Origin of the sequence: Synechococcus sp. MIT S9452 (assembly GCF_047304245.1) — a bacterium.
GTDB lineage: Bacteria > Cyanobacteriota > Cyanobacteriia > PCC-6307 > Cyanobiaceae > RCC307.
Window position 1 is genome coordinate 1110520 of record NZ_CP138956.1, and the last position, 25610, is coordinate 1136129.

Annotated in this window: 29 protein-coding genes and 3 tRNA genes; 15 read left to right on the top strand and 17 right to left on the bottom strand. The window is 61.6% G+C overall.

Annotation, left to right across the window (positions count from 1 at the left end):
- Nucleotides 1-8: 8 nt before the first annotated feature.
- From SIB46_RS05835 to SIB46_RS05850, 4 genes are read left to right on the top strand one after another with little or no spacing between them, the layout of a single operon-like run.
- Nucleotides 9-2945 carry an ABC transporter transmembrane domain-containing protein gene (locus SIB46_RS05835; protein WP_413297582.1) on the top strand — a complete coding sequence of 979 codons (2937 nt, stop codon included), beginning with the start codon at nt 9-11 and terminating at the stop codon, nt 2943-2945.
- The gene (locus SIB46_RS05840) at nt 2942-4093 is read left to right on the top strand and encodes an HlyD family secretion protein (protein ID WP_413297584.1); all 1152 of its coding nucleotides are present in this window, start codon (nt 2942-2944) and stop codon (nt 4091-4093) included. Before SIB46_RS05835 ends, SIB46_RS05840 begins: the two co-directional genes overlap by 4 nt.
- Nucleotides 4094-4096: 3 nt before the next feature.
- The gene (locus tag SIB46_RS05845; protein ID WP_413297585.1) at nt 4097-4549 is read left to right on the top strand and encodes a hypothetical protein; all 453 of its coding nucleotides are present in this window, start codon (nt 4097-4099) and stop codon (nt 4547-4549) included.
- A gap of 11 nt (nt 4550-4560) precedes the next feature.
- Nucleotides 4561-5253 carry a hypothetical protein gene (locus SIB46_RS05850; RefSeq protein WP_413297587.1) on the top strand — a complete coding sequence of 231 codons (693 nt, stop codon included), beginning with the start codon at nt 4561-4563 and terminating at the stop codon, nt 5251-5253.
- Between the two features lie 12 nt (nt 5254-5265).
- On the opposite strand, the gene SIB46_RS05855 is transcribed toward SIB46_RS05850, so the two are convergent.
- From SIB46_RS05855 to SIB46_RS05870, 4 genes are all read right to left on the bottom strand, one after another.
- Entirely contained in the window at nt 5266-5613 is a 348-nt protein-coding gene (locus SIB46_RS05855; protein WP_413297588.1) for a hypothetical protein, read from the bottom strand.
- A 295-nt stretch (nt 5614-5908) separates the two neighbouring features.
- Complete coding sequence (gene gluQRS / locus SIB46_RS05860; RefSeq protein ID WP_413297721.1) at nt 5909-6862, bottom strand: tRNA glutamyl-Q(34) synthetase GluQRS; 954 nt, start codon at nt 6860-6862, stop codon at nt 5909-5911.
- Between the two features lie 44 nt (nt 6863-6906).
- A complete protein-coding gene (locus SIB46_RS05865; protein WP_011934899.1) occupies nt 6907-7182 on the bottom strand; it encodes an HU family DNA-binding protein in 276 nt (91 codons plus the stop codon).
- Between the two features lie 111 nt (nt 7183-7293).
- The gene (locus tag SIB46_RS05870; RefSeq protein ID WP_413297589.1) at nt 7294-7983 is read right to left on the bottom strand and encodes an MBL fold metallo-hydrolase; all 690 of its coding nucleotides are present in this window, start codon (nt 7981-7983) and stop codon (nt 7294-7296) included.
- Here SIB46_RS05870 and SIB46_RS05875 point away from each other — a divergent pair.
- The gene (locus tag SIB46_RS05875) at nt 7982-10012 is read left to right on the top strand and encodes a glycogen debranching protein (protein ID WP_413297590.1); all 2031 of its coding nucleotides are present in this window, start codon (nt 7982-7984) and stop codon (nt 10010-10012) included. The two genes, SIB46_RS05870 and SIB46_RS05875, sit on opposite strands and share 2 nt — an antisense overlap.
- Before the next feature lie 8 nt (nt 10013-10020).
- On the opposite strand, the gene SIB46_RS05880 is transcribed toward SIB46_RS05875, so the two are convergent.
- Nucleotides 10021-10091: transfer RNA gene (locus SIB46_RS05880), tRNA-Gly, on the bottom strand.
- Between the two features lie 133 nt (nt 10092-10224).
- Between SIB46_RS05880 and SIB46_RS05885 the strand changes: the two genes are divergently transcribed.
- From SIB46_RS05885 to plsY, 5 genes are all read left to right on the top strand, one after another.
- Nucleotides 10225-11547, top strand: a complete 1323-nt coding sequence (locus SIB46_RS05885) for an MFS transporter (protein WP_413297722.1) — start codon at nt 10225-10227, stop codon at nt 11545-11547.
- A gap of 6 nt (nt 11548-11553) precedes the next feature.
- Nucleotides 11554-12306, top strand: coding sequence for an MlaE family ABC transporter permease (locus SIB46_RS05890; protein ID WP_413297591.1), 753 nt, complete (start codon nt 11554-11556; stop codon nt 12304-12306).
- The gene (locus SIB46_RS05895) at nt 12299-12706 is read left to right on the top strand and encodes a DUF3119 family protein (RefSeq protein WP_413297592.1); all 408 of its coding nucleotides are present in this window, start codon (nt 12299-12301) and stop codon (nt 12704-12706) included. The genes SIB46_RS05890 and SIB46_RS05895 overlap by 8 nt, the downstream gene beginning before the upstream one ends.
- Nucleotides 12707-12994: 288 nt before the next feature.
- Entirely contained in the window at nt 12995-13891 is an 897-nt protein-coding gene (locus SIB46_RS05900) for a DUF3086 domain-containing protein (protein ID WP_413297593.1), read from the top strand.
- Nucleotides 13888-14490: a glycerol-3-phosphate 1-O-acyltransferase PlsY gene (gene plsY / locus SIB46_RS05905; RefSeq protein WP_413297594.1), complete on the top strand. Its 603-nt coding sequence runs from the start codon at nt 13888-13890 to the stop codon at nt 14488-14490. The genes SIB46_RS05900 and plsY overlap by 4 nt, the downstream gene beginning before the upstream one ends.
- Here the strand turns inward: plsY and proC are convergent.
- The 6 genes from proC to der all read right to left on the bottom strand — a co-directional run bounded on the left by proC (nt 14487) and on the right by der (nt 19099).
- Nucleotides 14487-15329: a pyrroline-5-carboxylate reductase gene (gene proC / locus SIB46_RS05910; RefSeq protein WP_413297595.1), complete on the bottom strand. Its 843-nt coding sequence runs from the start codon at nt 15327-15329 to the stop codon at nt 14487-14489. The two genes, plsY and proC, sit on opposite strands and share 4 nt — an antisense overlap.
- Nucleotides 15313-15864 (bottom strand): cell division protein SepF, encoded by a 552-nt coding sequence (locus SIB46_RS05915; protein ID WP_413297596.1) that lies wholly within the window; start codon nt 15862-15864, stop codon nt 15313-15315. The genes proC and SIB46_RS05915 overlap by 17 nt, the downstream gene beginning before the upstream one ends.
- 69 nt (nt 15865-15933) lie before the next feature.
- Nucleotides 15934-16572 carry a YggS family pyridoxal phosphate-dependent enzyme gene (locus SIB46_RS05920; protein ID WP_413297598.1) on the bottom strand — a complete coding sequence of 213 codons (639 nt, stop codon included), beginning with the start codon at nt 16570-16572 and terminating at the stop codon, nt 15934-15936.
- A 3-nt stretch (nt 16573-16575) separates the two neighbouring features.
- Nucleotides 16576-16842 carry a PipX family protein gene (locus tag SIB46_RS05925; RefSeq protein ID WP_413297599.1) on the bottom strand — a complete coding sequence of 89 codons (267 nt, stop codon included), beginning with the start codon at nt 16840-16842 and terminating at the stop codon, nt 16576-16578.
- 17 nt (nt 16843-16859) lie between these two features.
- Nucleotides 16860-17741 carry a CbiQ family ECF transporter T component gene (locus tag SIB46_RS05930; RefSeq protein WP_413297601.1) on the bottom strand — a complete coding sequence of 294 codons (882 nt, stop codon included), beginning with the start codon at nt 17739-17741 and terminating at the stop codon, nt 16860-16862.
- On the bottom strand, nt 17741-19099 hold the full coding sequence (der, locus tag SIB46_RS05935; RefSeq protein ID WP_413297602.1) for a ribosome biogenesis GTPase Der: 1359 nt from the start codon (nt 19097-19099) through the stop codon (nt 17741-17743). The genes SIB46_RS05930 and der overlap by 1 nt, the downstream gene beginning before the upstream one ends.
- Nucleotides 19100-19313: 214 nt before the next feature.
- Between der and SIB46_RS05940 the strand changes: the two genes are divergently transcribed.
- On the top strand, nt 19314-19694 hold the full coding sequence (locus SIB46_RS05940; RefSeq protein ID WP_413297723.1) for a L,D-transpeptidase: 381 nt from the start codon (nt 19314-19316) through the stop codon (nt 19692-19694).
- A gap of 13 nt (nt 19695-19707) precedes the next feature.
- Here SIB46_RS05940 and SIB46_RS05945 read toward each other — a convergent pair whose 3' ends face one another.
- Complete coding sequence (locus tag SIB46_RS05945) at nt 19708-20175, bottom strand: DUF1823 family protein (RefSeq protein ID WP_413297603.1); 468 nt, start codon at nt 20173-20175, stop codon at nt 19708-19710.
- A 6-nt stretch (nt 20176-20181) separates the two neighbouring features.
- Here SIB46_RS05945 and dusB point away from each other — a divergent pair, with 6 nt between their 5' ends.
- Nucleotides 20182-21192, top strand: a complete 1011-nt coding sequence (gene dusB / locus SIB46_RS05950) for a tRNA dihydrouridine synthase DusB (RefSeq protein ID WP_413297604.1) — start codon at nt 20182-20184, stop codon at nt 21190-21192.
- On the opposite strand, the gene SIB46_RS05955 is transcribed toward dusB, so the two are convergent.
- The gene (locus SIB46_RS05955; RefSeq protein WP_413297606.1) at nt 21146-21448 is read right to left on the bottom strand and encodes a hypothetical protein; all 303 of its coding nucleotides are present in this window, start codon (nt 21446-21448) and stop codon (nt 21146-21148) included. The genes dusB and SIB46_RS05955 overlap by 47 nt on opposite strands.
- Nucleotides 21439-22155 carry a precorrin-2 C(20)-methyltransferase gene (cobI, locus tag SIB46_RS05960; RefSeq protein WP_413297607.1) on the bottom strand — a complete coding sequence of 239 codons (717 nt, stop codon included), beginning with the start codon at nt 22153-22155 and terminating at the stop codon, nt 21439-21441. The genes SIB46_RS05955 and cobI overlap by 10 nt, the downstream gene beginning before the upstream one ends.
- A gap of 86 nt (nt 22156-22241) precedes the next feature.
- Here cobI and SIB46_RS05965 point away from each other — a divergent pair, with 86 nt between their 5' ends.
- The gene (locus tag SIB46_RS05965; protein WP_413297608.1) at nt 22242-22799 is read left to right on the top strand and encodes a 1,2-dihydroxy-3-keto-5-methylthiopentene dioxygenase; all 558 of its coding nucleotides are present in this window, start codon (nt 22242-22244) and stop codon (nt 22797-22799) included.
- On the opposite strand, the gene SIB46_RS05970 is transcribed toward SIB46_RS05965, so the two are convergent.
- A complete protein-coding gene (locus tag SIB46_RS05970; protein WP_413297609.1) occupies nt 22778-23422 on the bottom strand; it encodes a tRNA-(ms[2]io[6]A)-hydroxylase in 645 nt (214 codons plus the stop codon). The genes SIB46_RS05965 and SIB46_RS05970 overlap by 22 nt on opposite strands.
- Nucleotides 23419-23862: a type II 3-dehydroquinate dehydratase gene (gene aroQ, locus SIB46_RS05975; protein WP_413297610.1), complete on the bottom strand. Its 444-nt coding sequence runs from the start codon at nt 23860-23862 to the stop codon at nt 23419-23421. The genes SIB46_RS05970 and aroQ overlap by 4 nt, the downstream gene beginning before the upstream one ends.
- A 90-nt stretch (nt 23863-23952) precedes the next feature.
- Here aroQ and SIB46_RS05980 point away from each other — a divergent pair.
- Nucleotides 23953-24034, top strand: a tRNA-Tyr gene (locus SIB46_RS05980).
- Nucleotides 24035-24044: 10 nt separating this feature from the next.
- A tRNA-Thr gene (locus tag SIB46_RS05985) sits at nt 24045-24116 on the top strand.
- A gap of 710 nt (nt 24117-24826) precedes the next feature.
- On the opposite strand, the gene SIB46_RS05990 is transcribed toward SIB46_RS05985, so the two are convergent.
- On the bottom strand, nt 24827-25582 hold the full coding sequence (locus SIB46_RS05990) for a hypothetical protein (protein WP_413297611.1): 756 nt from the start codon (nt 25580-25582) through the stop codon (nt 24827-24829).
- Between the last annotated feature and the right edge of the window lie 28 nt (nt 25583-25610).

Consider the following 25610-nt stretch of genomic DNA (forward strand, 5'->3'; position numbering starts at 1 on the left):
GTGTGGAGATGTTGAGCCAAGGACCACAACCGGAACTCAAGGGCTGGGAGGCTTTGCCTGGGCTGCCGCAGGAGCAGCTGCGACCACTGAGCCTGCAACCCGGTCAGCCACTGCATGACCGCAGCCACCTGCCACCTGGTGTGCTGTTGATCCAACAAGGTCAGATGCGCCTGTTAGGCCTGGATCAACGCAAGGAGTCCTTCACCTTGCAGCGCTTTGGCAGTGGTGAACTCGTTGGAGCTGAACTGCTGTTGCGCGGTGTGCCGGGGTTAAGCCTCACCGCCGCCAGCGAGGTGGAGGGCTCTCTGCTGCCAGCCGAAGCATTTTTTCAACTGCTTCAACAGCAACCAGAGCTGCTGAACGCCTTCACCCAACTGCTGCCATGGGAGCTGTTTGCAGTCACAGCAAGCCGTAACGACCCCCGACATCCCGCGGCCCAAGAGCTGCTGCAGTGGGCCCAAGATGCCTGTGAGCTCAGTAAGAACCCCGTCTATTTGCTCAGCAGCGGTCGCAGCCATGAGCTGCCCGTCAGTAGTGGTAGCTGGCTGATCAGCACCGACAACATCGCTGGAGAAACGCCAGGCACCGTTTTGCAAAGCCCGTGCCGAGTGGAGGTGATCGGACGACTACCGGCGCGGCTGTTGCCACTGCCTAGCCATTGGCCGCCGCAACGATGTGTCGAGAGCAGCCCAAGCGCAGCCTTGGCCACCTCCAGCGCACCCGCCACACCACAACTCCAACGTGAGGCTCTAGAGGACTGGTATGGCCGGCTGCATAACGACGGCAGCTTCCCGCAGCACAACGGCCAAGGGCCGATTGGAGAGCCGTTGGCCTGTTTGCGCATGGTGGCGCGCCACTTTGATCTGCCCTTCCGGCGCGATGTCCTCAGCCGGATCCTCAATGATCAGCTGCAGCGCAGTGGTCAAGGGGCGTTGCCGCCCCAGGCCATTGCCGCCGTTTGTGATCTGCTGGGGCTGCGCACCACGCGCTTGCAACCACCTAGCGCCGAGTTGCTAAGCCGCATCCCTTGCCCAGCGCTGATCGCCGTGCAAGGCCATCCGTTGGTGATCTGGCAAACCCGGCAGCAGCAACTGCTGGTGGGAGATCCCACCAGCGAGCAGCGCTGGATTGACGCCAATGCCTTGGTTGAGCAAGCCAGCGGTGAACCGTTGGCGGTGTTGTGCCTCGAGCGCAGCGCCAGCACACCGAAAGCACGTTTTGGCTTGGGCTGGTTTGTACCAGCGATCCAAAAGCATCGCGGCGCCTTGCTGCAGGTGGTGATCACCAGCTTCTTTGTGCAGCTGCTGGGCCTCTTCAATCCACTCCTGATCCAGCAGATCATCGATGCGGTGATCAGCCAGGGGAATTACTCCAGCCTGAATGTGCTGGGCACCTTGTTGGTGGCCATGGCCCTAGCGCAGGCCCTGCTGGGCTCGCTGCGCACCTATCTGTTCTCCGACACCACCAACCGGATCGACATCTCCCTCGGGGCGACGATCATCCATCACCTGTTGCGGCTGCCGCTGGGTTATTTCGCCAAACGCCCGGTGGGGGAGGTGAGTAGCCGCATCGCCGAACTGGAAAAGATCCGCAGCTTCCTCACTGGCACAGCCCTCACCGTGCTGCTCGATGCGGTGTTCTCGGTGGTCTACATCGCCGTGATGCTGCTCTATTCCGTGCCGCTCACCTTCGCCGCCCTAGGCGTCTTGCCTCTGTTCGTGGGGCTCACCATGGGCGTAGCTCCAATCATTCGCCGGCAATTGCGCCAACAAGCCGAGGCCAATGCCCGCGTGCAGAGCCATCTAGTGGAAACGCTCTCCGGCATGGAAACCGTGAAAGGGCAGGGCATGGAGCTACCCAGTGAATGGCGCTGGGAACAGCTCTATGGCGGTCAAATCGAAGCGGGGTTCCGCAACACCATCACCAGCACAGCCGCCGGCTCAGCCAACCAATTCCTGGGTCAGGTGTCTGGCCTAGTGGTGATCTGGTTTGGGGCCATGTTGGTGCTCGAAGGCAAGATGACCCTGGGCCAACTGATCGCCTTTCGGATCCTCTCGGGCTATGTCACCAGCCCGCTGCTGCGCCTGGCCAGCCTCTGGCAAAACTTCCAGGAAACAGCGCTTTCTTTAGAGCGCCTCGCCGACATCGTCGATCACCGCGAAGAGATCGAAATTGCCGGCGAAAACTTGCCGCCCATCCCTCCTCTGCAGGGAGCCATTCACTACGAAGGCGTCAACTTTCGCTTTGGCAGCAGTGGTCCACTGCAACTGGTGAATGTGAATTTCGAGATTCCAGCGGGAAGCTTTGTGGGGATTGTCGGCAGCAGCGGCTCGGGCAAGAGCACCATGCTCAAGTTGCTGACCAGGCTATTTGATCCCCTTGAGGGCACCATCCGCATTGATGGCTACGACATCACCAAGGTTGACCTCTACTCGTTACGCAGCCAGGTGGGGGTCGTGCCCCAAGACAGCCTGCTATTTGATGGCACCGTGCAGGCCAACATCGCACTGACCAGGCCCGATGCCAGCTTTGAAGAAATCACTGGCGCAGCGCAAGTGGCCTGCGCCCATGACTTCATCCAAGCGCTGCCCGGTGGCTACTCCAACTCGGTGGGGGAACGAGGCTCGGCGCTCTCAGGGGGCCAGCGGCAACGGATGGCCATTGCGCGGATGGTGTTGAAGCGGCCGCGCTTGCTGGTGCTTGATGAAGCCACCAGCGCCTTGGATGTCGACACCGAACAACAGGTCACACGCAACCTGGCGGAGGTCTACCGCGGCAGCACCGTGCTGTTCATCACCCATCGCCTCGGCAGCCTGCGCCATGCCGACCGCATCTTGGTGATGCATCAAGGCAGCCTCGTTGAGCAGGGCACCCACACCGAATTGATGGACTTGGGTGGCCGCTACGCCACCTTGTATCGCCAGCAGGAGGCAGGGCAGTCATGAACCTTTCCAAGCCCGACCCCAAGGACGGCCAACTGGTGCCGCTGGCCCATCAAGAGGTGCGCTACCGCGCCGCACCCACCTGGACCCGAGCGCTGCAGTGGGCGATCGTCGGCTGCATTGGCTTTGGCTTCATCTATGCCGTGGTGGCCCGGATTGATGAAGTGGTCATCGCCCGCGGTGAACTCAAGGGGCTTGGCGCGGAACGGCCCATCAAGGCCCCCGTCTCTGGGGTCGTCAGCGGAATCCCCATTACCGAAGGCGAGCTCGTGCAGCCAGGCCAGGTGTTGGTGCAATTTGATCCGGAGGTCAACGCTGAGCGGTTGCGTTCATTGAGCCGCCAAAAAGAACTGGAGAGCCAGCGTCTGGCGGAAGAAACGCAAGCCTTCCAAGCACGCACCGACAGCCTGCAATCCAAGCTCGCCAGCTTGAAGCTCACCCTGGCCACTGAGCAATCCATCGTGAATCGAATGGAGGGGCTGATGGCGCAAGGAGCCATTGCCGAGGTGCAATACCTGCAGCAAAAAAATCGTTTGCAGGAGCTGCATTCAGAGATCGCACAAACCAAGGCCACCCTGCGGGAGGTGGAGGCCGAATCGATCAAGAGCAAGCAACAAATTCAACGGGAACTGGCTGACCTGGAGCGTCAGCTGGTGGAAACCAACAAATCGAAGGAGTACGAGTCCTTGCGCGCGCCCGTCAAGGGCTACGTCTTTGATCTGATCCCATCGAGTCCGGGCTATGCCGCCAGCAGCGGCGAAACCCTGCTCAAGATCGTTCCGGAGGGAGCTCTGGAAGCCAAGGTGTTTGTCAGCAATGCCGATGTGGGATTCCTGCGGCCCAAGATGCCGGCCCAAATCCGCATTGATGCCTACCCCTTCACCCAATACGGCGACATTCCCGGTGAGCTCAAACGCGTTGGCAAGCAGTCTTTAGAGCCCGACCAACAGAACCCTGAGCCACGTTTTCCTGCAGTGGTGGTTCTGGATCGGCAATATGTGGAACGACGCGGCAGACGCTTTCCGGTTTCCGCTGGTCAAAGCGTGTCGGTCAACTTCATCGTGCGCGACAAGCCCGTGATCAGCCTGCTAACCGACTCGGTGGAGAAAGCCTTCGATGCTCTGCGTGGCATCAAAACCGATCAACCCTGAGCCATGAAGCGTGTTCTGCTTGCTGCCCTGTTCGGCCTTGCTGTCGCCAATGCCAGTTGGGCCGCGCCAGCGAACCTGCAGCTCAAACGCACCAGTGGCACCTACGCCAATGGCGATCCCATTTGGCAGCTGCAGCTGATCGAAGCGGGCCGCGTGATCCAAAGCTGGAAGGCTGTGGCTAGCGCCAAAGCGCATCAAAACCTCGACCGGCGCTGGTCGCCCGGCAACGGCTCGCCACTCCCCAAAGGCAACTACCGCCTCGGGCAACCGGAACCGTGGGGGCAAGACCTCTGGATGCAACTCGATCCGCTCTTCCCTACAACCCGCTCAGCCCTGGGCATCCACAACTGCTACCCAGGCGTGGGATGCATCTGCATTCCCGACCGTGAACAACTGGAAGATCTCGCGGATGCTGTGCGTCGCTACAACGTTGATCAGCTCAAGGTTGTGAACTGAGCGCAACGGTGATGACATTGTTGCAGGATTCAGCGCTGCCGTTGTTGCAGCAGTGGTGTGAACAGCGGGCAGCCCATGGTCAGCGCTTGCTGGGGCTCTGCGCCCCACCAGGTAGCGGCAAAAGCTGGCTGAGCCGCCAGGTTGGCGATGCTGTGGTCGCTATCTCCATCGATGATCTCTACTGGCCGCAACCCAAGCTGCAACAACACCAACGGGGCCTCCCCGGCAGCCACGACCTCCCTCGCCTCGCCCAGGTGATGGATGAATTCCGCCAGCGAGGCCAAACCCTGGTGCCGCGCTTCGACAAAACCCTGGCTGGTGGCGCCGGAGATCGGGTGGATGATCAACACCACCAAGGGGAGCAGCTGCTCTTAGAGGGATGGTGCGTGGGGGCCCGGGGGCTGCCATCACTAGCCGGCTACGAACCGATCTGGCAGCGCCTCGATGCCTTGCTGGTGATCATTCCCCCCAGCCACAACCACGTGTTGCGCTGGCGCTTGCAAGCCGAAGCGCGCCAACGCCGCCGCGGCGGGGGCGCCTTGCACCCTGAAGCCGTCACCCGCATGGTGCAGAGCTTCTATGCAACGTTGCCGCCGCAGCAGTGTTTTGAACCGCTGCTGCACGATCCCAAAATCCCCACCTGGTCTTTGCAGCTCGACCACCGCCGCAGGCCAAAAGGAGCCATCAGAGCCTGTGGCAAGTAAAGCCTTGAAGGCTCAATCACCCATTCCGCCGAAATCCTGATCAAACCCTTCGTCGGGCTCAAACTCACTCCAACCGGGGCTGGCCTCGCTATCGAGGTCGTAACGGGCATCGATGTCGTCGGTCAGGGTGTTGCCGGTGGGCACGGTGTTGCAGGTGATGCTGCCGTCAGGACCTGAGGTGCAGCCAGTGAAATCAATGCCAGCCTGAGCTGGCCCAGCACCGCCCAGCAGAAGGAGCACGCCAAGGCCCACAATGTGCCCCACTTGAGCTGACCTGCGCACCCTCATGTACACCGACTGGACCGCTGTCATCTTGCTGCTGTTCACCGCAGTACCACTGGCCATCGTGGTGGCAGTCACCGCTTTCTTCATTTGGCGGCAAAAGACGAAGCGCTGAGCATTTCAGCGGGGACCGTCACGGGCTCGTGGTCGTGGACCGCAATGGTTCCTACGCCCATACAAACCAGGCAAGTGCGGTAAGAGTCGGAACCCTGACGGAGCATTCCACTCCCCCCACAAGCGGTGCAAGTTTCTTGCTTGATCTGCTTGGCGGGGGAGCCCATGGGGACACGAGTCTTATTAATTCCAGTGTGAATAATTCCGGGCCGAATGATCCCGAACACTTCCTTAAGAAATGCAGCGGAAGTGAGCACAATTACTGGTTTGGTATCAACCGACTCCCTTTTGTGGTGATCTGCGCAGCGTTGCGGCGCTTCAGCTCATCCAGCAGCTCCTGCGCACTGAGCTCGGCGTCCGAAGGGAGCCAACCGAGTTGCGCAGCCCACTGCCCGATTAACTCCTCCGCGCGACCCCCGCGGCAACGCCACCCCTCAAGGCCTGCTGATCCATCCCGTTTGGCCAGCCGCTGGCCGCCCTGATCACGCAGCAACGGCACATGCCAGTAGCTCGGAGGTGCGCATCCAAGCAGCTGCATCAAGGCCACCTGCGGTCCGGTGGTGACCCACAGGTCATCACCGCGCACCACATCGGTGATGCCCAGCCAGAGCTCATCAGCTGCCGTGGCGAGGTGATACGCCAAAAAGCCATCCGCGCGCCGCAGCACCACATCACCAACCTCGGTGAGTCCATCCAAGTGGCTGCTCACCTGGCCTTGTTCAGGCCAGTGCAACCAGCCCGCAGCAAGCCGCAAGCGCCAGCTGGGCAAACGCCCCTTGCGGGCACCCCAATCAGGGGGCAAGCCGCGGCAGGTTCCTGGGTAGAGCGGCCATGCGCCGTGAGGCGCTGAGACATCAGCCAACATGCGCCGGCTGCAATGGCAGGGATACAAGCAGCCTTGGCTCCTTAGCGCCGACAGCAAGGAGTGATAAAGCCCGCGGCGCTCGCTCTGGCGAATCACCGGGCCATCCCAAAGCAAACCCAACCACTGCAAATCGGCGATGGCCTGAGCCTCTGCTCCAGGCCGGTTGCGGGGCGTGTCGAGATCATCAATGCGCAAGAGCCATTCAGCTCCTGCTAATCGAGCCGACAGCCACGACAGCAAGGCCGTGCGCAGGTTGCCCAGATGCAGCGGTCCGCTTGGTGTGGGCGCAAAGCGACCGCAGCGATGGACGCTCCGGCGTTGCTGCGCACAAAAAAGCGCCTCCTGCAGGTGAGCAGGAAGCGCTTCGAGCAGAGGGGTCGCTGCCAGAGCGATCAGCCCTGAACGCGATCTTTGAACATCTTGCCGGCGGTGAAGGCGGGAACCTTCTTGGCAGGGATGGCGATCTTTTCGCCGGTCTTGGGGTTCAGGCCCTGACGAGCGGAACGTTCACGGGATTCGAAGGAGCCGAAGCCAAGGATGGAAACTTTTTTGCCTTCAACGACGGAATCGATGATGGTTTCGATGGCAGCGTCAACCACCTGAGAGACGTCGGTTTTGGTCAGCTCGGTACGAGCTGCAACAAGGTTGACCAGATCAGCTTTGTTCATCGGAGGGGGCAGCCCGCTGCGAGGGGTAGGAACGCGCCAATGGTATGGACCACGTTCTGAGAGCGCAACTAACGAACCCAGCTTTTGCAATGGGTTTGAGCGGTTCAACGGTCAATTGCGAGTCATCAAGGTATCGATGGCGACATTTCCGCGCTCAACAAGCTTGGCGCCGCGCAACACGCCAAGTCCTGCGGCGCAGGCGATCTGGGCAGGTTGACCCGCTCCCAGCCAGCCTCTCAGCCGCCCCACACTGCGCTGCTGGCGGCTGGCATGAAATGTGCTGTCGCCAATTCGCATTTCGACATCCTCAAGGCCACGCGGCCAGAGCAAACGTCCGCAGAACAACACATCCCGGCCCCCTTGGGCCCAATGCAAACAACACGATCCGGGGGTTGGCCCCGGCGTCCAGAGCAGCTGCAAGCCCGGCTCAAGTTCCCGCTGCTCGCCAAAGCTGTGGCGCTGCTGCAGCGTGGGCAGAAGGTAGGCCTCCTGCTCTTGCACCAGCACCGGCCAACCCAGCTGTTCCTGCAAACGCCGGCAGCGGCCATGGCCTTGGCGATGGGTGAGCACGATCCAGCCGGGGGGTTGTTGCTGCAGCCAGCTCAAATGCTCATCACTGAGCAGTGGCACATCCACGAGCACCGACGCGCCGCTTTGGCTGTGCAACAGCCAGGAGGTGCCGCCGTCGCTATCGCGGCTGGGGGGAAATGCCCACAGACCAGAACCCAGCGCTGCGATACCCATCCCATCCATTTCACGCCATCCTCTGAATAGGCACGCGCAGAGGAACAGCCCAGCCATGGCGGTGAGCATCGGCAAGCCATGGCCCCTGGGCAGCTCCTCGGTGGAGGGCGGCGTGAACTTTTCGGTGGCAGCGCCTGAGGCCACCAAGGTGGAGCTACTGCTGTTTACCAGCGGCAGTGCCAGCGAGCCAGATCAAGTCATCGAGCTCAACGCCAAGCACCGCAGCGGTGATTACTGGCACGTTGAGGTGCAGGGGGTTGGCATTGGCTGCTGCTACGGCTACCGGGTGCACGGCCCGGTGAGCTCAGCCGGGCGCGGCTTCCACCCCACCAAAGTGCTGCTGGATCCCTGCGCCCGCGCCATCAGCGGCTGGGATGTCTACCAGCGGGGCCTCGCCACCGGCGATCACGACAACAGCGCCCATTGCCTCAAAGCGGTGGTGAGTGAGCGCAATCACTTTGATTTCAACAGCCACCCGCGCCCGCGCCGCGATTGGCGTGAAACGGTGATCTATGAGCTGCATCCCGGCGGCTTTAGCCGCGACCTCAGCAGCCCCGCCAGTACTGAGCACCGGGGCACCTTCTTAGGGCTGATCGATGCACTGCCCTATCTGCAGAGCATGGGCATCACCGCCATTGAGCTGTTGCCATCGATGGCCTTTGATCCCGCCGATGCCCCCGAAGGCCGCCAGAACTACTGGGGCTATAGCCCCCTGAGTTGGTTTGCGCCGCACCACGGCTACGTCTGCGGGGATGACCCACTCGCCGGCCGGCAGCAGCTGCGTCAGCTCGTTGCCGCCTGCCACGACCTGGGCCTCGAGGTGTTCGTTGATGTGGTGTACAACCACACCACCGAGGGCAGTAGCCAGGGGCCCTGCCTCAGCTGGCGGGGCTTTGCCGATCGCCTCTACTACCACCAAAACGCCGACGGCATCTATCAAGACGTCTCCGGCTGCGGCAACAGCATTGCCGCCAACCATCCTGTGGCCGTGCAGCTGATCATCGAATCGATGCGCTGCTGGACCCTGGAGCTAGGCATCGATGGCTTCCGCTTTGACCTGGGGGCTGCCCTCACCCGCGGAGCTGGCCTTACACCACTGGATCAGCCGCCCCTGTTTGAGGCGATGGAAAGCGATCCAGAACTGGCCGACATCAAGCTGGTGGGGGAGCCCTGGGATTGCGGCGGCCTTTACCGGCTGGCCGACTTTCCTGCCCAGCGGGTGGGCACCTGGAATGGGCGCTTCCGCGATGACCTACGGCGGTTTTGGAAAGGCGATGACAACACCTCCTGGGCCATGGCCCAACGGCTGATTTCCAGCCCTGATCTCTATGGCGGCGAGCCGGCCGCAGCCGGCAAGAGCATTCACTTCGTTACCGCCCATGACGGCTTCACCCTCAACGATCTGGTCAGCTACAACGGGAAACACAACCTCGCCAATGGCGAAGACAACCGCGACGGCGATTCTCACAACAACAGCTGGAACCACGGCGTTGAAGGCCCCAGCACCGACCCGGCCATCAACACCTTGAGGCAACGGCAGATGCGCAACATGCTCTGCACCCTGCTGCTCTCAGCTGGAACGCCGATGTTGCTGATGGGCGATGAGGTGCACCGCAGCCAGGGGGGCAACAACAACTGCTGGTGCCAAAACAACCCCCTGGGCTGGATGCATTGGCAGCCAGACGACGACGGCCTAGCGCTGAAGTTGTTTGTGCAACGGCTGTTGCGCTTGCGCCAGCAGCTGCTGCCTTGGCTCGACCCCGAAAGGCCCAGCGAGCTCAGCCATCAATGGCATGGGGTGGAGATTGGCAAACCCGATTGGGCGAGCTGGTCCCACTGCTTGGCCTGGAGCATCCATAGCCCTACGCAGGGCCCACTGCTGTGGTGCGGCATGAACGCCTACTACAAGGCCATGCATTTCGATCTGCCGCCAACGCCGAGCGGTTGGCAGCGGGTGATCGACACCGGACTGCCCGCCGATGAAGACCTGCCGGCGCAGCCCCCGGGCTGGCGACCACCATCGGCGCCCCTGGAGAGCCGCAGCTTGATGCTGCTGGTGTCCAGCGACATTGAGCTAATGCTCTAAGAGGAGGAAGCGGGCGGCGGGAATCGAACCCGCATCATCAGCTTGGAAGGCTGAGGTTTTACCACTAAACTACGCCCGCAGCAGTACAAACGTATCAACCGATCAAGGGCTGGCGTTTGGGCTGAGCTGTTTTGCATTATGGCGGTCGACTTGCCCAGCTTTCTCTTGTGACCGCCTCTGCTGCCCCCCTGGCTGGCTCCCGGCGGCGCCTAATGATTGGCTACGGCCTCGGCGATGCCGGCACCGGCCTGGCGGCCACCCAGCTGGGCTTCTACCTGTTTGCCTTTTTCACCTGCACCGCAGCGCTGCCGGCCTTCATCGCTGGCTCGCTGTTGATGGTGATCAAGGTTTGGGATGCCATCAATGACCCCCTAATCGGCTGGCTCAGCGATCACACCAAAACCCGCTGGGGGCCTCGCCTGCCCTGGATCTTGGCGGCAGCGGTACCACTGGGCATCAGCCTGGCGGCGCTGTGGTGGGTGCCACCAGGCGGCGTTGTCCAGCGCACCACTTACTACGTGGTGATGGCGATCGTGCTGATGACCGCCTACACCAGCGTTAACCTGCCCTACGCGGCGCTCTCCACCGAGCTCACCACCGATAAGCGGATCCGCACCCGACTCAATGCCGCCCGCTTCACCGGATCGATCCTGTCTGGCTTGAGTGGCTTGATCGTGGCGTCGTTGGTGCTCAACCAAGGCGCGCCGGGCTACCTGCTGATGGGGCGCATCACCGGCAGCATCGCCGCCGTTTCCACCCTGCTCTGCTGTTGGGGCCTAGCGCCCTTTGCCAAGAAGGCCCAACGGCCCAGCGGCCAAAGCGAGCCATTGCGACAGCAACTGCGGCGCATTCGCGCCAATGGGCGCTTCCTGCGGGTGCTGGGGCTGTATCTGCTGCTCTGGTTTGGGCTGCAGCTGATGCAGGTGGTGGCCCTGATCTATCTGGTGCAGGTGATGCGGGTGCCACCAGAGCTCTCCACCTGGATCCTGCTGCCGTTTCAGCTCAGCGCCCTGGTAGGCCTCCAGCTCTGGAGCCTGCTGGCCAATCGCCTCGGCCGGGTGATCACGCTGCGCTGGGGGGCGGCGCTGTGGATCGTGGCCTGCATCCTTTCGATGCTGCTGCCGCCCTTGGGCGACAACCCCAGCGGCCTTGCCATGGCACCACTGGTGGGATTGATCGTGTTGGTGGGCCTCGGGGCCTCCACCGCCTACCTGATCCCCTGGTCGTTGCTGCCCGATGCCATCGACGCTGATCCCAGCAAACCCGCTGGCCTTTACACCGCCTGGATGGTGTTCAGCCAGAAGCTGATCATTGGCTTCTCGATGCAGCTGTTTGGCGTGCTGCTGTCGCTCTCGGGCTACATCTCTGCCAGCAGCTGCAGCGGAGCGTTGAGCTACATCGCTCAGCCCACCTCAGCACTGCTCACCATTCGCCTTTGCATGGGCCTAATCCCTGCGGTGCTGGTGGTGTTGGGTCTGGTGGTGATGCGGGATTGGCCAAGCAGCGTGCCAACGCGCTCAGAAGTGACACACTGAGCCGCGATGGCACTTCGCACCCCTCGCTGGCTTCGCCGCCTCGGCAGCAGCTGCCTGATTGGCGGCCAAGCGTTAGCGGCAGCTGCTCGCGGTCGCGTTCCGATTGGCGAGCTCAGCGAAAACCTGATGGAGGCAGGGCCCTCCAGCTTTTTGGTGGTACTGATCATCGGCATGGCCGCCGGCACGGTGTTCAACATCCAAGTGGCCGCTGAGCTCACCAAGCAGGGAGCCGGCTCAACGGTGGGCGGCATCTTGGCCCTGGGCTTGGCCCGCGAAATCGCGCCACTGCTCACCGCGATGTTGCTCACTGGCAAGGTCGCCACTGCCTATGCCGCCTCACTCGGAACCATGAAGGTCACCGAGCAAATCGATGCCATCACCATGCTGCGCACCGACCCGGTGGAATACCTGGTGGTGCCAAGGGTGATCGCCATGCTGGTGATGTCGCCCGTGCAATGCCTGCTGTTTTTCGGCATTGGCATGTGGTCGGGCATGCTCAGCAGCTCGATCCTCTACAGAATTCCGCCCCCGGTGTTCTGGAGCTCGATGCGCACCTGGATGCAACCCAGTGATGTGCCATCGATGCTTCTCAAGGCCACCGTGTTTGGCCTGGAGATCGCAATCATTGCCTGCGGCTGGGGACTCACCACCCGCGGCGGCCCCAAGGAAGTGGGCACCAGCACCACCGGTGCTGTGGTGATGATTTTGCTGATCATCGCCATCACAGATGTGATCCTCACCCAGGTGCTCTATGGCTGATACGGAACTGCAACCCCGCTTCTGGGTGCCCTTGGGCGTTGTGGGATTGGGGCTGGCCTGCGGTCTGCTCAGCTGGATTGCCGCCGCCGTGGTGGTGCTGTTTGGCCTATTCCTGATGCTGCAAACCGCGCTGCTTAGGCTTCGTTTTGAAGCCGAAGCGCTGGTGGTCACCCGCACCGGTGATGAGATTCGCCGCTTCCCCTACAGCGACTGGATGAGCTGGCAGGTGTTTTGGCCGGCGGTGCCAGTGCTCTTCTATTTCCGTGAAGTGAAGAGCATCCACTTCCTGCCGATGCTTTTTGACGCCAACGCCTTGAACGATCAGCTGATTACGCGCATCGGTCCCAGCGGAACACATTTAAAAGAGGCTGCACCACCAGCTGACGCCCCCCACGAATGAAGCGGAACTGGGCCAAACGGCCTTCCACCTCGCAGTAGCCCTGCCACTCGCCTTTGCGTTTGATCTCCTTGAGGCTGATCACCTGGGCCTGACCGCCAAGCACACGGCTGAGCTTGCGCCTGACCAGGCGCTGCATCGAAGGGGAGATCCCCTGAGGCATTCAGCTCACGGCGATGGGAATAGGTCATAGGGGAGCGCAACCCTGCTTTGGCAGAGCACCACAATCTCTTCGTGTTCTCGAAACACAACAGCGCCGCTGTCACACTGCAGTCAGGAACACATCGCGCAGTGGAAAGCACACCAGCGCCGGAACCGAGCTGGCAGCAACTGGCCCTGCAGGAACTCCAGCAGCAACGCCAGTCCCTGGAAGGGGAAATCAAAGAGCTGGAGCAACGCCGCGATCAACTCCAAGCGGAGATCAGCAGCCACTTCACCGGCCAGGCCGATGGCCTCAGTCGCCGCGTCAAAGGCTTTCAGGACTACCTGCAGGGGGCCCTGGTGGATCTGGCCCGCAGCGTGGAACAGCTGGAGCTGGTGCCCGAAACCCTGGCGGTACAGCCCTCACCGCTGGATCAACAGCAGCAACAGGAGGCTGCCCAAGCCAGCGAAGAGGAGCCAGCCCCCGCGCCGGTGAGCGCCAGCGGCCTCTTTGCCGGTGAAACCACCTTGATCAGCGAACGGCTCGCGGCCTTTCGCGACAACCCTGATTTCCATGCCGATGCCTGGCAATTGCGCCGCAGCCTCGATCAGAGCGGCCACGACCTGCTGAGCGACTGGTTCCTCTCCCAAGGAGGCCGTGGTGCCCAGCCCAGCGGCGGCACCCGCAGCCGCAATGTGCTGGTCACCGCGGCTGCGGTGAGCCTGCTGGGTGATCTCTACGGCGATCGGTTTCAAACCCTGGTGCTTGCCGGCGCACCCGAGCGCCTTGGCGACTGGCGCCGCGGCCTGCAAGACGGGCTTGGCCTCAGCCGCGAAGACTTTGGCCCCAACAGCGGGGTGGTGTTGTTTGAGCGCCCCGATGCCCTGATCGAGCGGGCGGACCGGCTGGAAGAGCAGGGGGAGCTGCCCTTCATCGTGGTGGATGCAGCCGAGCGCGCTGTTGAAACCGCGATCCTGCAATTCCCGCTGTGGCTGGTGTTCGCCGCTGATCCCCAAGAATTGGCCTACGAGGAGGAGCTGCTTTGAACCCATTGGCGATTCTGGTGGTGCCGTTGGGCTACCTGCTCGGCAGTTTCCCCAGCGGCTATCTCGCCGGGCAATGGTGCGCCGGCGTCGACATCCGCCAACTGGGCTCTGGATCTACCGGCGCCACCAATGTGCTCAGGCAGGTGGGCAAAGGGCCTGCCCTGGTCGTGTTTCTCGTCGATGTGTTCAAAGGCAGCGCCGCGGTGATCGTGGCCAGGGGCCTGCTGGGCGCCGGCGCCTATGGCTGGCTGGTGGCCGCCGGGCTGGCGGCACTAGCGGGCCACATCTGGCCGATCTGGCTGGGCGGCAAAGGCGGCAAGGCCGTGGCCACAGGTTTTGGCATGCTGCTGGGCCTAGTGCCTGCCGTTGGCTTGGCCTGCCTGGGCGTGTTCCTCACCAGCCTGGCGCTGAGCCGCATCGTGTCGATCAGCAGCGTGCTGGCCGCAGCCTCGCTGCCTCTGTTGATGGCAGGCGCCGGCGCCCCTGGGGCCTACCTCGGCCTGGGTGTTGTGGCCGCAGTGATGGTGATTTGGCGGCACCGCAGCAACCTGGCCCGGCTTCTGAAAGGCGAAGAGCCCCGGCTGGGGCAAAAGGACTAGCCCAATTCGCGGCTGCGCTCAGCTGCACGCACCACCGCCTCGATTAATGCCGAACGCAAGTTCGATTGCTCCAGCACTCGGATGCCGGCGATCGTGGCGCCGGCCGGGCTGCTGACCATGTCCTTGAGCTCACCGGGGTGCAGCTCCTGCTCAAACAACAATGCGGCGGTTCCCGCGAGTGTGCGATGGGCCAGGTGATGGGCACGGGCGCGAGGCAATCCAGCGGCAACGGCTCCATCGGCGAGGGCTTCGGCCACTAACGCCACAAAAGCCGGGCCTGAGGAGGTCAGCGCCAAAAATGCAGGCAGCTGGCTCTCAGGCAGTTCGAGCACCTCACCCACCGCGGCAAACAGGGTTTGCACGCGCTGCTGCTGCTCAGGGCTCAACCCATCACCAAATGCCAACCCCACCAAACCTTGGCGCACCAACGCAGGCGTGTTGGGCACAGTGCGCACCACCCGCCAACCTGGAAAGCAATCCTGCAAGCGCTCTGAGCTCACCCCCGCCAACACGGAAATCAGCAGCGGAGGCCCAGCTCGATTGGCTGCAGCAGCCGCAATCGCCGTGCGGCCACCCAATTGCTCCACCAAACCATCGAGCTGCTGCGGCTTGAGGGCCAACAACAATTCCGAAACAGCCAAACAGGCGCTTGGCTCGGTGTGCACCGGGCAACCAAAGCGTTGACGCAACGCTTGCGCCGAAGCCTCAGAGGCCACCGAAAGCTGCAGCTGCTCGCGATGCAGCAGGCCAGCCTCCAGCCAAGGAGTGACCAAGGCCTGGGCCATGCGGCCCAGGCCAATCACACCAAAGCTCAAGGGCGAATCAGCCGTTGATGGCATCCTGCGTGCCCCAAGCCGGGCTCGGAGCCGCCGGTGCTGTTGTTTCTTCTTCGCGGGCCATCACGCTGGGGGCAGCAGATTCTTCACTGCTGGCGGTGGTCACCGTCACGCAGCTGGGGGCGAACAGGAAGATGCTTTCGCCCACACGCTCTTGGTGGCCATCGATGGCGTAGGTGCCACCAGCGACGAAGTCCACAGCGCGCTGAGCCTGATCGGGCTCCATCATCGTCAGGTTCAAGATGATGGTCTTGCGCTCGCGCAGGGCCTGGATGGTTTTGGGCATCTCATCAAAGCTGCGCGGCTCCATCACCAGAACTTCCGCAGCAGCGGAGGTGATGCCGGGCATGCCGATGACGTTGGAGCTCGCGAAGGGATCGCCATCGTCGAAGCTGCCAATCGGTGCGATCGCGCCGCCGCGATCAAGCGTGGAATTGGAGGGCTCGAGGCCGTCCTCATACTCCAGCTCAGTGCCGTAGTCGTCATCGAGGTAGTCGTCACCAGCGACAACCTTCTTGAGACGAGAAAAAATGGACACCGCCGTGAGCCCCTCTGAGGTGATGTCCTTGGATAGCGTCTGCGCCAGTCAGTTGCAACTGGTCACCGCTTAATCCGAACCAAACAGCGCACTGCCCACTCGCACCACCGTGCTGCCCTGCTGGGCTGCCAATGGCCAATCACCGCTCATTCCCATCGAGCGACCGGCCAAACCGAGAGCGTCGGCATGGCCCACCGCTTCAGCGAACAAGGCACATAACTCCTGCTCAGCCAGCTCGCGCGGCGGGATCACCATCACCCCCTGCCAGTGCACGTGGGGCAGGATTTGCAGCTGCGGCCAGAGGGATTGGGCCTCTATCCAACTCAACCCCGCTTTGTTGGCATCAGGACGCAACTTCAACTGCAGATAGAGCTGCGGACACAGCGCCAGCTCGCCGGCAATGCGGCTGATGCGCGCAGCCAGGCTGAGGCTATTGACGGCATGAATCGTGCTGAACGCCTTGAGCACAGGGCGCACTTTGTTGGCCTGCAGGCGGCCAATGAACTGCCAGTCGAGATCGGCGAGATCGGCGAGCTCTTGCTGCTTCAACGCCGCTTCCTGCACCCGGCTTTCGCCGAAGCTGCGCTGCCCTAACCCATAAAGAGCGCGAATCTCAGCGGCGGAGCGCCCCTTGCTCACCGCCAACAGCTTCACCCCGGCCGGCAACTCCTGCAGGATCGCTTCATACCGCTGCGCCAGGCTGCCCACGATTCAGATGAAGGTCTGATCAAACAGCTTTTTCCAGAGCGGCAGCTCCGGCGACTGATTGCGCCTCATGCGAAGCAGGTTTTGCTCGGCGTGATGACGCGCATCGGAAAACGGCATCGCCTCAAAGCTGGTTCCCTGCGGCTGGGAGGTAACGCGAAAAAACATCCGCTGGGCATAGAGCGTGGCGTAGATCTCCTCACCACTTGGAACCGGGCAGACTCGGTAGAGCATCCCGAAGGTGGGGTGATTTAGGTAGCGCTCGACGCTCATTCCTGCGGCCAGAACCTTTAAATGCTGCCGTAGCTCCAGCGTATTGCCAGCAACAGCAACAAACCCGCCAGGGCCAAAGCGTTGAGCCCAGCGGCTGCCGGCGGCGGCAATCGCAGCTGGGACGGGGTTCTCCACTGCCCGCCGCGGGCCTGCAACGCCTCGGCGCCTTGCTCAGCGCGGAGCAGCACATTGGCCAGCAAACGCTCACCCACCGCCAGCGCCAGGTTGGTGGCTCCGCGCCAGCCCAACTGCTTGAGATTCAAAGCGCGGGTTGCCACAGCCCGCAGCAGATTTTGCAATTCCTCCTGCACCAAGGGCAAAAAACGCAGGGCCAAGAGCAGCTGAAAGCCCAGACGCTCCACCGGCACGCCCAACCAGGCCAAGGGGGCTAGCAAGGCCGTGAGCCCCCAGGCCAAGGCTTCTGGAGGCGTGCTCACCAGCAGCAGATTGGCGCTCTGCATCACTGTGAACAACAAGGTGGCGCTGTTCACGCCGAGCTCCGCTGAACGGCGCGTGATGCGCAGGGGGCCCGCTTGCCACAGCTCCCAGACCGGCGGAGCTGGTAGGGGCTGGCTGAGTTGCAGCTCCTGGGGCGGGCGCTGCACTGGCTGGGGCTGCTCGCGGGGGGAGGGCAACACAGCTGCCAACAGGCCGACCACCAAGCTGAGCGACAGCAGCAACGGCACGCTGCGGCGCCACAAACGCCAGGGCAAACCACTGGCCAAGGTGATCAGCAGCAGCAGGCCCACCAAGGCCAGCCGCCACCAAGGCGAAGCCAGGATGGGAGTGAGCAAAAAAGCCAAGCTCCAGGCGTATTTGAGCCTGGGATCAAGCCGCCGCAGCCAACCGCGGCGACCAGCCACGTACTGGCCCAGGGGAAGCTGCCGCAGCCAATCCATTAGCGGCTGGCAGCACGGGCCTGATCCCGTTCGGCATCCCGTTGTTGCTTGCCGCGCCAAAACAGGCGCACGGGCGAGCCCTCAAAACCAAGGCCCTGGCGGATCTGGCGCTCCACGTAGCGGCGGTAGGTGTCGCCGAACAGTTTGGGCTCGTTGACGAACAACGTGAAGCTGGGTGGTCGCACCGCCACCTGGGTGCCGTAGTAGAGCCGCCCTTGCCGGCCTCCCCGGGTGGTGGGGGGGCTGCGCCAACTCAAGGCCTCCTGCAGCACTTCATTGACCACTGCCGTAGAGACCCGGCGGCGGTGCTGTTCCACCGCAAGCACGGCCAAGGGGAAGATGCGCTCCACCCGCTGGCCGGTGAGCGCTGAGATGAACAGCATCGGAGCCCACTCGAGGAAATAGAGCTTGCTGCGCAGCTCCTTCTCCATCGCCGGCATGGTGTGGCTGTCCTTCTCCACCAGGTCCCATTTGTTAACCACCACCAGGCAGGCCCGGCCCTCCTCTTCAATGCGGCCTGCTAAGCGCTGATCCTGCTCGGTGACGCCTTCTTCCGCGTCAATCACCAGCACGCACACATCGCTGCGCTCAATGGCTTTGAAGCTGCGGTTGATGCCAAAAAACTCCGGGCCATAGTTAACGCTGCGGCGGCGGCGAATGCCGGCGGTATCGAGGAGCTTCCAGCTCTGGCCCTCCCGCTCGATGCTGGTGTCGATGGTGTCGCGGGTGGTGCCGCGAATGGGGCTAACGATGGCCCTGTTCTCGCCGCAGACGGTATTGAGCAAGCTGCTCTTGCCAACGTTGGGGCGCCCAACGATGGCCATCTGAATGGGCTCGGCAGCCTCCTCTTCATCTTGCGGAGGCAAAAAGTCGAGCACCTGATCGAGCAGATCGCCGGTGCCGGCGCCATGGATCGCGGAGATGGGCTTGGGCTCGCCCAAGCCGAGCGACCAAAACTCCGCCGCCATGGCCAAGCCCTGCTCAGGCGACTCGCATTTATTCACGCCCAACAACACCGGGCACTTCTGCTGGCGCAACCAAGCGGCAATGGCTTCATCGGCGGCCGTAAGCCCCTGCTGACCATCAACAATCACCAGGGCCACGCAGGCTTCGGCCATCGCCAAGCTGGCCTGCTCGCGGATCTCCGGCAGAAATTCGCTGTCGTCGTCGAAGACCAAGCCACCGGTGTCCACCACCCGAAAGGTGCGGCCACCCCAAAAACCCTCTTGGTAGGTACGGTCGCGGGTGACACCCGGCTCGTCATGGACGATCGCGTCGCGACTGCGGCACAGACGATTCACCAAGGTGGACTTGCCCACGTTGGGCCGTCCGATGATGGCCACCACCGGCAGGGCCACGGCTGCGTTCCTCTCGTTTTTACGTTGTTTAAACCCTACAGGCCGGCCTTAAGCGGGCTCAGCCACTGGGGCTATTTTTCACTCAAAAAATAATAATAAAAAGCGTCTAATTTTCTCTGGCGAGCCTTAATCAAGGCGAAGAGATTACGTCCGTTCAGAGAAAAGAACCTTTTTCTCTCGCTAGGTGATGGGCGTTCCACCCCGTCGCTCACCGATGATCGATCTCATCATCACCAGCATCGTGGTCGACCTCTCCGACCAGAAGCTGTACGCCTACAACGGTCCGCAGCTGGTGCGCACCATTCCGGTGAGCTCTGGCAAGGCCTCGACTCCGACCCCCACCTTCAGCAGCAAGGTGCAGTCCAAGCACCGCTCCGTGACCATGCGCGGACGGGGTTATGTGGCCCCTGGCGTGCCCTGGGCCATGTGCGTTCCCGGCGGCATGATCTGCATGCATGGCGCCCCTTGGCAGGAAGCAGCCGGCCAGGCCTATGGCGTTCCCCGCAGCCACGGTTGCGTGCGCATGCCAACCGTTCAGGCCAAGTGGCTGTTCCACCGCACCAAAACCGGCACCCCCATCACGATTCAGTCCTGAGCGCAGCGGGCCATCAGGCCACCGCACGATCACCGGGATGCCCGCTCACAGGGTCCTCTGGCACCGGCAACTCCGGCGCCAAAGGACCCTTTTCCGCTAGCGCTTCTGAGCGTTCAGCCAGCCAAGCCAGCAGCCAACTCACCGCCGTGGCGCGGCGCGTGCGGCGCGGATAGAGCTCACCAATGCGGTAGCCGGCGAACTGCAGCTGCTGCTTCAGCAGTTGCTTGTGCTCCTTGGCGATGGAACGGGTGAGACGCACCGATGCCGGGCGCTCGGCAATCACCTGGGGCGCCTGGGGGAAAGCTTGCGCCCACGGCTCCGGGGTGGCGGGCCCAGCCGCCCAGTGCTCAGCAGCAGGCACATACCCCAAGCGTTCCCAGATCCGTTCGCAAACGAATTGATCAGTGCAGCGATCTTCAAGGATCTGCAGCAGCAGCTCACGGCTGAGGGGCCAAAGCTCGGACACATCAATCGGCAGCATGGAGCCATGCTCGCCTCCACACCGCTCCAGCTTCCAGGCCATGGCGTTTCGCGCCAGCTGCGCAGCCGCGTGCTGCAGTCACCGCTGGCTGGTGTGTCCGATCGCGTCTTCCGCCGCCTGGTGCGGCGCTGGTGCCCGGATGCCCTGCTGTTCACCGAGATGGTGAATGCCACCAGCCTGGAGATGGGCCATGGCCGCGGGAAGGTGAAGGAATTGGCCACAGAAGAAGGCCCCATTGGCGTGCAGCTGTTTGATCACCGGCCGCAGGCCATGGCCGAAGCCGCCAAGCGCGCCCAAGACGCCGGGGCCTTTTTGATCGACATCAATATGGGCTGCCCGGTCAAAAAAATCGCCAAAAAAGGCGGCGGCAGCGGCCTGATTCGTGAACCTGATTTGGCGGCCAGGATCGTGGAGGCCGTCAGCCAGGCGGTGCAAGTGCCCGTCACGGTCAAAACCCGGCTGGGCTGGTGCGGCAGTGATGCCGACCCGCTCACCTGGTGCCAGCAACTGCAAGATGCCGGCGCTCAGCTCCTCACCCTGCATGGCCGCACCCGCGAGCAGGGCTTTAAAGGCCATGCCGACTGGCAAGCGATTGCCCAGGTCAAGGCGGCGCTCACAATCCCGGTGATCGCCAATGGCGACATCAACACCCCAGCTGATGCCCAGCGCTGCCTAGCCATCACCGGCGCCGATGGGGTGATGGTGGGCCGCGGCAGCATGGGGGCGCCTTGGCTGGTGGGGCAGATCGATGCTGCCCTTAGGGGTTTACCAATGCCAGCGGCGCCCGATGCCACTGGGCGGCTGCAGCTCGCCAAAGAACAACTGCTGGCCCTGGTGAGCGAACGCGGTGATCACGGCCTCTTGATTGCCCGCAAACACATGGGCTGGACCTGCACCGGCTTCCCCGGCGCCCCGCAACTGCGCCATCAGCTGATGCGAGCGCCCACACCAGATGCCGCCGTGGAGCTGCTCAACGCTGCAGCTGCATCAATTGAAACTGCAGCCGCGGCCTGCTGAATAGCAGCAGCATCCCTTCACCCTCAGGCACCGGCAAGCCGGTCTCGCGGCGCAGTTGCTGCCGTTCGATCAGCCCAACTCCACAGGTTTCCACCAAGAGCACCGGCAGGCTGCCGGCCTCACCGCGCATGCCTTGCAAATCCAAGGCTTGGCGGCACGCCAGCTGGGCCCGCTCAGCGCCCAGCCGCTCTAGCAGCTCACTCCAAAGCCCATTAACAGGTGTGGCCTCCGCCAGCTGCAGATCGATCAGCCCCATGGCAACACCGCCGGCCACGCCGGCCTGAGAAGCACAAGAGAAAAGTAAGGGCGCTCCTCGGCCGCCACCGCCGCTGCCGGCAAAACCAGCTGCTCTGGCCAGCCCACCCGCTCCCCATAGAGGGCGCTCTCAAGCAGCTCCAACTCATCGAGCAGCGGCTTCAGCCACCGCCAGCGGCGCCCCACCTTGAGCAGCACCAGCGGCTGACCATGCTCCCGGGCCGTGAGCAGCAGCTGGCGGGCCTGATCGGGATGATCGGGCAGCGGCACCACCTGGAGCTGCTCGTCTTGCAAAGCCAAGGGCCAACCAGCCGCTGCGGCAGTGGCTGAGGCAGCCGTGATGCCAGGTATCACCCGAGCTGTCAGCTGCGGGGCCTCCTTTTTCAGGGCCAGCAGCAGATAGCTGGAGGTGGCAAAGAGGGAGCAATCGCCCTCGCAGAGAAACACCACCCGTTCACCAGCTCTAACTTCAGCAGCCACAGCTCTCGCTGCTTGCTGCCAAGCCTGCTGCCGGGGTTCGGCCTCTTGAACCATCGGGAACAGCAGCGGCAGCCTCCGTTGCGTTGGCGCAAGCCAAGGCTGGGCAATCTGCGCCGCCATCCCCGGCCGCTCGAGTGCAGCCACCGGATAGGCCACCACCGTGGCTGCCTCAATCGCGCGCTGAGCCGCCACGGTGATCAACTCGGGATCCCCCGGCCCCACCCCCACCACGGTGAGTCCTGAACGATGTGCTGAGGTCAGCGATTCACTCCTGGCTCGCGGCCTAGGTTGACGTAGCGGCTCAAGGCTGATTCATGAGCCAACTCACGATCTATAGCGCTGAGAGCGAAGGCAACGATCCGCCGCTGCCTTCGCTGCACACCACCGATGCATCCATCGTGGCCGAAGAGCTCAGCCAGCGCGGTATCCGCTTCCAGCAATGGCCCACCCACGGGGAGCTGGATGCAGCCAGCAGCCAAGAGGAGATCCTGGCGGCCTACAGCGCTGAGATTGCCCAGGTGCAAGCCGATGGCGGCTACCAAACCGTGGATGCCATCAGCCTGGGGCCCGACCACCCCCAACGCGCTGAGCTGCGCCAGAAATTCCTCTCGGAGCACACCCACAGCGAAGACGAGGTGCGCTTTTTTGTTGATGGCAAGGGTCTCTTTTGCCTGCACATCGGCGATGAGGTGCTGCAGGTGTTGTGTGAACGCAACGACTGGCTGAGCGTGCCGGCTGGCATCCGCCATTGGTTTGACATGGGCGAGCGCCCTTGTTTCAGCGCCATCCGCTTTTTCAACAACCAACAGGGCTGGGTCGCCCAATTCACAGGCGATCCAATTGCTGAGCGCTACCCGTTGCTGGAAGGCTGAACGCCCACCGAGTGCATGCGCACATCCTCTGGGCGGGCCAACTCCCCGCTCAGGGCTTCCACTTCCACAGCCGCCAGAGCCTCCAGGCGCGGAATGATCACCTCACGGGGCCAATGCTGATCACACAGCAGCCAATAGAGCCCGAAGTGGCGCGCTTCGCTGGCAAGCAAATCGCCATAGAGCTCTCGAAGCTCAGGATCAGGGCTGTGCTCAGCGAGCAGCGCCATGCGCTCATGGCTGCGGGCCTCAATCAAGCCCGCCACCAGGAAGCTATCGAGCTGACGCAGCGGCTCCTGGCGGCGAATCTCCCCGGCCAGCCGCGAGCCATAGGCCGGAGCCGGCAAAGGCCGCAGCGCGATGCCGCGGCGTTGCAGCAAGGCGAGAACCCGATCGAAATGCTCCAGCTCCTCTTGCGCCAGAGGGCTGAGCGCCTCAGCCAAGCTCTCGCTGGAGGGGTAGCGAAACATCAGCTGCAGGGCAGCCCCAGCGGCTTTGCGCTCGCAATGGGCATGATCGATAAGCACCTCCTCAGGGCGGCTGATCGCCTGCTCAAGCCAGAGGCTGCTGCTTGGGGCCGCCAACCAGCGAATGGAGGCCACTGGCTTGGTGGGTGAGGCCGTCACAGCTCGCTACTACGCAGGTGGGCCACCATCCCCTCGAGGGCGAGGTAGTAGCTGATCGGGCCAAAACCGCAGATCACACCCACGGCTTTATCGGCCAGATAAGAGCCATGCCGGAACTCCTCGCGGGCATGCACGTTGCTGAGGTGCAGCTCCACAAAGGGCAGCTTCACCCCCAGCAGCGCATCACGGATGGCAATGGAGGTGTGGGTGAAGGCACCGGCGTTGATCAAGACCCCGTCCATCTCAGAGGCGGCTTGCTGGATACGGTCGACCAACGCCCCCTCGTGGTTGCTCTGGAAACACACGAGCTCAGCGCCCAGCCGCTCCGCCTGCTGCTGAAGTTCTGCATCAATCTCAGCGAGGTTGTCGCGGCCATAGAGCCCGGGTTCGCGACTGCCCAGCAGGTTCAGATTGGGGCCGTGCAGCACCAATATCCGCATGGAGCCTTGGAGGTTGCGCCGATCGTAAGGGCGTCTGCCAGGGATGCCGAAAAGCCACTGACCGGCTGGTAAGTTCTTCCGGTGTGGTTCGGGTCGGTGCCCGAGTGGTTAATGGGGGCGGACTGTAAATCCGCTGGCTCTGCCTACGTTGGTTCAAATCCAACCCGGCCCATCCACCACACGCCCTTGTAGCTCAGCGGTAGAGCACTCCCTTGGTAAGGGAGAGGTCACGAGTTCAATTCTCGTCAAGGGCTTCATCTACTCCTAGGGACCGGGTGTTAGTAGAACGAGCAAAACATCGGGGTTGCACCGAAGACTGAACCATGGCCAGGCAGTCAATAGCAATCCAAAGAAAGCACTGATAGCCACACCCACAGCGAATGACGCAGCATCCACTGAAATATTCTCGACCCGCTCAATTGGTGAACTAAAAACCTGCGCAAAGCGAAGAAATGACTTCATACACACCAAAGCACGACTGACTCTATTTGTCTTCTGACTTAGAATTCAGCACATCAAAAATAATACAGCTTTTTTGCATCCAATCTCTATTGATATCTTTCAGCCAAATTGGCATCCAACCATTGCAAATGAATGCTTTGGCATCCCCCCTGCACGAGGACAGAGAACGAGCGGCATTGGAATTGACTAGCTTTTAGCAAGCCAGCGATCGGATGATTCAACATTCTTAAAAAAATACCTGCACAGATCGGCACTAGGGATTGCCTGGCAAGCAAAAGCGTGCAAATATTCAAGGGTATTCTTATTAATCAGTGCCAAAATATTCAGAAGTCTAGACGAGCCTAATTGATCTCAGCCATGCATAAAATCTGGCGATTTAATCAGCCAATACCAGACATAATCCAGCCACAACTTTCAGAAGCGTCCTGAGTCACCAGACTGAGCGTGTCAAGGGAAATATTCCTCATCCACAACTAAACCAAGAACATCTTCAAGCTTGCAATCACAAATCAGGATCAATCATCCCTGGGTTAGCGTCGATAAGCTCCTGAGACGGATAAATCAAATACAAGTCTTTTGAATTATCAGCAATCACCTTCATTACTGCATTCAGATCGGCAACCCTAACAAGCAACTTATCAGATTGATCACTTGGCATTTTGCCAATAAAATCTTTAAGCTGAGCATGACTCATGAAGAACAATTGTCTCTGTCCAACACTTGTCTCAAGCTTAATCATAGGCTCGGTAAAAAATACAGGTACTCGCAACCCTTTAAGGATTTGATCATTAGGCACACCTTCTTTTGTCAAAATCAATTGGGCCTCAAGACGATCTACTTTTGTCGGTACAATTTGAGATTTTATTTCAGCAAATTCATTTGGGACTTGCCTCCTAATGTTCTCTACAACTGACATAGCAGCAGTAAGAAGCAGTGGTACAACTATAAGATCCGACTTCTTGCCATTGACTGATAAATACTTATTTGCGTCTTTTTCATCAAGGAACAAAGGAGCAAGACCCCTCGAAGAATCCTGCGTATCTTTAAAGACTACCAACCCGCCGTTTTCTGCCGCAACATAAACAACTACTGTTTCCAGCTTTCTCTTAACAGCCAAATCTGGAAGAGCAAAAGCAGCAGGAATAAACAAACTAAACAATGAGGAAATAAATACAGAAGCCGATGCCAGGAAGAGAGCAAATGATTTCTGACCAAATTGAGACTTTGACATTTTTGCGTTACGAAAAGAGCCAATCATACTTGGTGCCATGAGAACAAAAAAGCCA

Excerpts from the sequence above, each read along its gene's own strand:
- SIB46_RS05850 (WP_413297587.1), top strand. The coding sequence starts at position 4,561 with ATGACATTGTTGCAGGATTCAGCGCTGCCGTTGTTGCAGCAGTGGTGT.
- SIB46_RS05895 (WP_413297592.1), top strand. The coding sequence starts at position 12,299 with ATGGCTGATACGGAACTGCAACCCCGCTTCTGGGTGCCCTTGGGCGTT.
- SIB46_RS05870 (WP_413297589.1), bottom strand. The coding sequence starts at position 7,983 with ATGGCTGGGCTGTTCCTCTGCGCGTGCCTATTCAGAGGATGGCGTGAA.
- SIB46_RS05945 (WP_413297603.1), bottom strand. The coding sequence starts at position 20,175 with ATGCTGCCGATTGATGTGTCCGAGCTTTGGCCCCTCAGCCGTGAGCTG.
- aroQ (WP_413297610.1), bottom strand. The coding sequence starts at position 23,862 with ATGCGGATATTGGTGCTGCACGGCCCCAATCTGAACCTGCTGGGCAGT.
- SIB46_RS05875 (WP_413297590.1), top strand. The coding sequence starts at position 7,982 with ATGGCGGTGAGCATCGGCAAGCCATGGCCCCTGGGCAGCTCCTCGGTG.
- SIB46_RS05840 (WP_413297584.1), top strand. The coding sequence starts at position 2,942 with ATGAACCTTTCCAAGCCCGACCCCAAGGACGGCCAACTGGTGCCGCTG.
- proC (WP_413297595.1), bottom strand. The coding sequence starts at position 15,329 with ATGCCATCAACGGCTGATTCGCCCTTGAGCTTTGGTGTGATTGGCCTG.
- SIB46_RS05845 (WP_413297585.1), top strand. The coding sequence starts at position 4,097 with ATGAAGCGTGTTCTGCTTGCTGCCCTGTTCGGCCTTGCTGTCGCCAAT.
- SIB46_RS05885 (WP_413297722.1), top strand. The coding sequence starts at position 10,225 with ATGATTGGCTACGGCCTCGGCGATGCCGGCACCGGCCTGGCGGCCACC.
- SIB46_RS05965 (WP_413297608.1), top strand. The coding sequence starts at position 22,242 with ATGAGCCAACTCACGATCTATAGCGCTGAGAGCGAAGGCAACGATCCG.
- SIB46_RS05955 (WP_413297606.1), bottom strand. The coding sequence starts at position 21,448 with ATGGGGCTGATCGATCTGCAGCTGGCGGAGGCCACACCTGTTAATGGG.
- SIB46_RS05990 (WP_413297611.1), bottom strand. The coding sequence starts at position 25,582 with ATGATTGGCTCTTTTCGTAACGCAAAAATGTCAAAGTCTCAATTTGGT.
- SIB46_RS05930 (WP_413297601.1), bottom strand. The coding sequence starts at position 17,741 with ATGGATTGGCTGCGGCAGCTTCCCCTGGGCCAGTACGTGGCTGGTCGC.
- SIB46_RS05835 (WP_413297582.1), top strand. The coding sequence starts at position 9 with ATGTTGAGCCAAGGACCACAACCGGAACTCAAGGGCTGGGAGGCTTTG.
- SIB46_RS05865 (WP_011934899.1), bottom strand. The coding sequence starts at position 7,182 with ATGAACAAAGCTGATCTGGTCAACCTTGTTGCAGCTCGTACCGAGCTG.
- SIB46_RS05940 (WP_413297723.1), top strand. The coding sequence starts at position 19,314 with ATGATCGATCTCATCATCACCAGCATCGTGGTCGACCTCTCCGACCAG.
- SIB46_RS05925 (WP_413297599.1), bottom strand. The coding sequence starts at position 16,842 with ATGAGCGTCGAGCGCTACCTAAATCACCCCACCTTCGGGATGCTCTAC.
- dusB (WP_413297604.1), top strand. The coding sequence starts at position 20,182 with ATGCTCGCCTCCACACCGCTCCAGCTTCCAGGCCATGGCGTTTCGCGC.
- SIB46_RS05890 (WP_413297591.1), top strand. The coding sequence starts at position 11,554 with ATGGCACTTCGCACCCCTCGCTGGCTTCGCCGCCTCGGCAGCAGCTGC.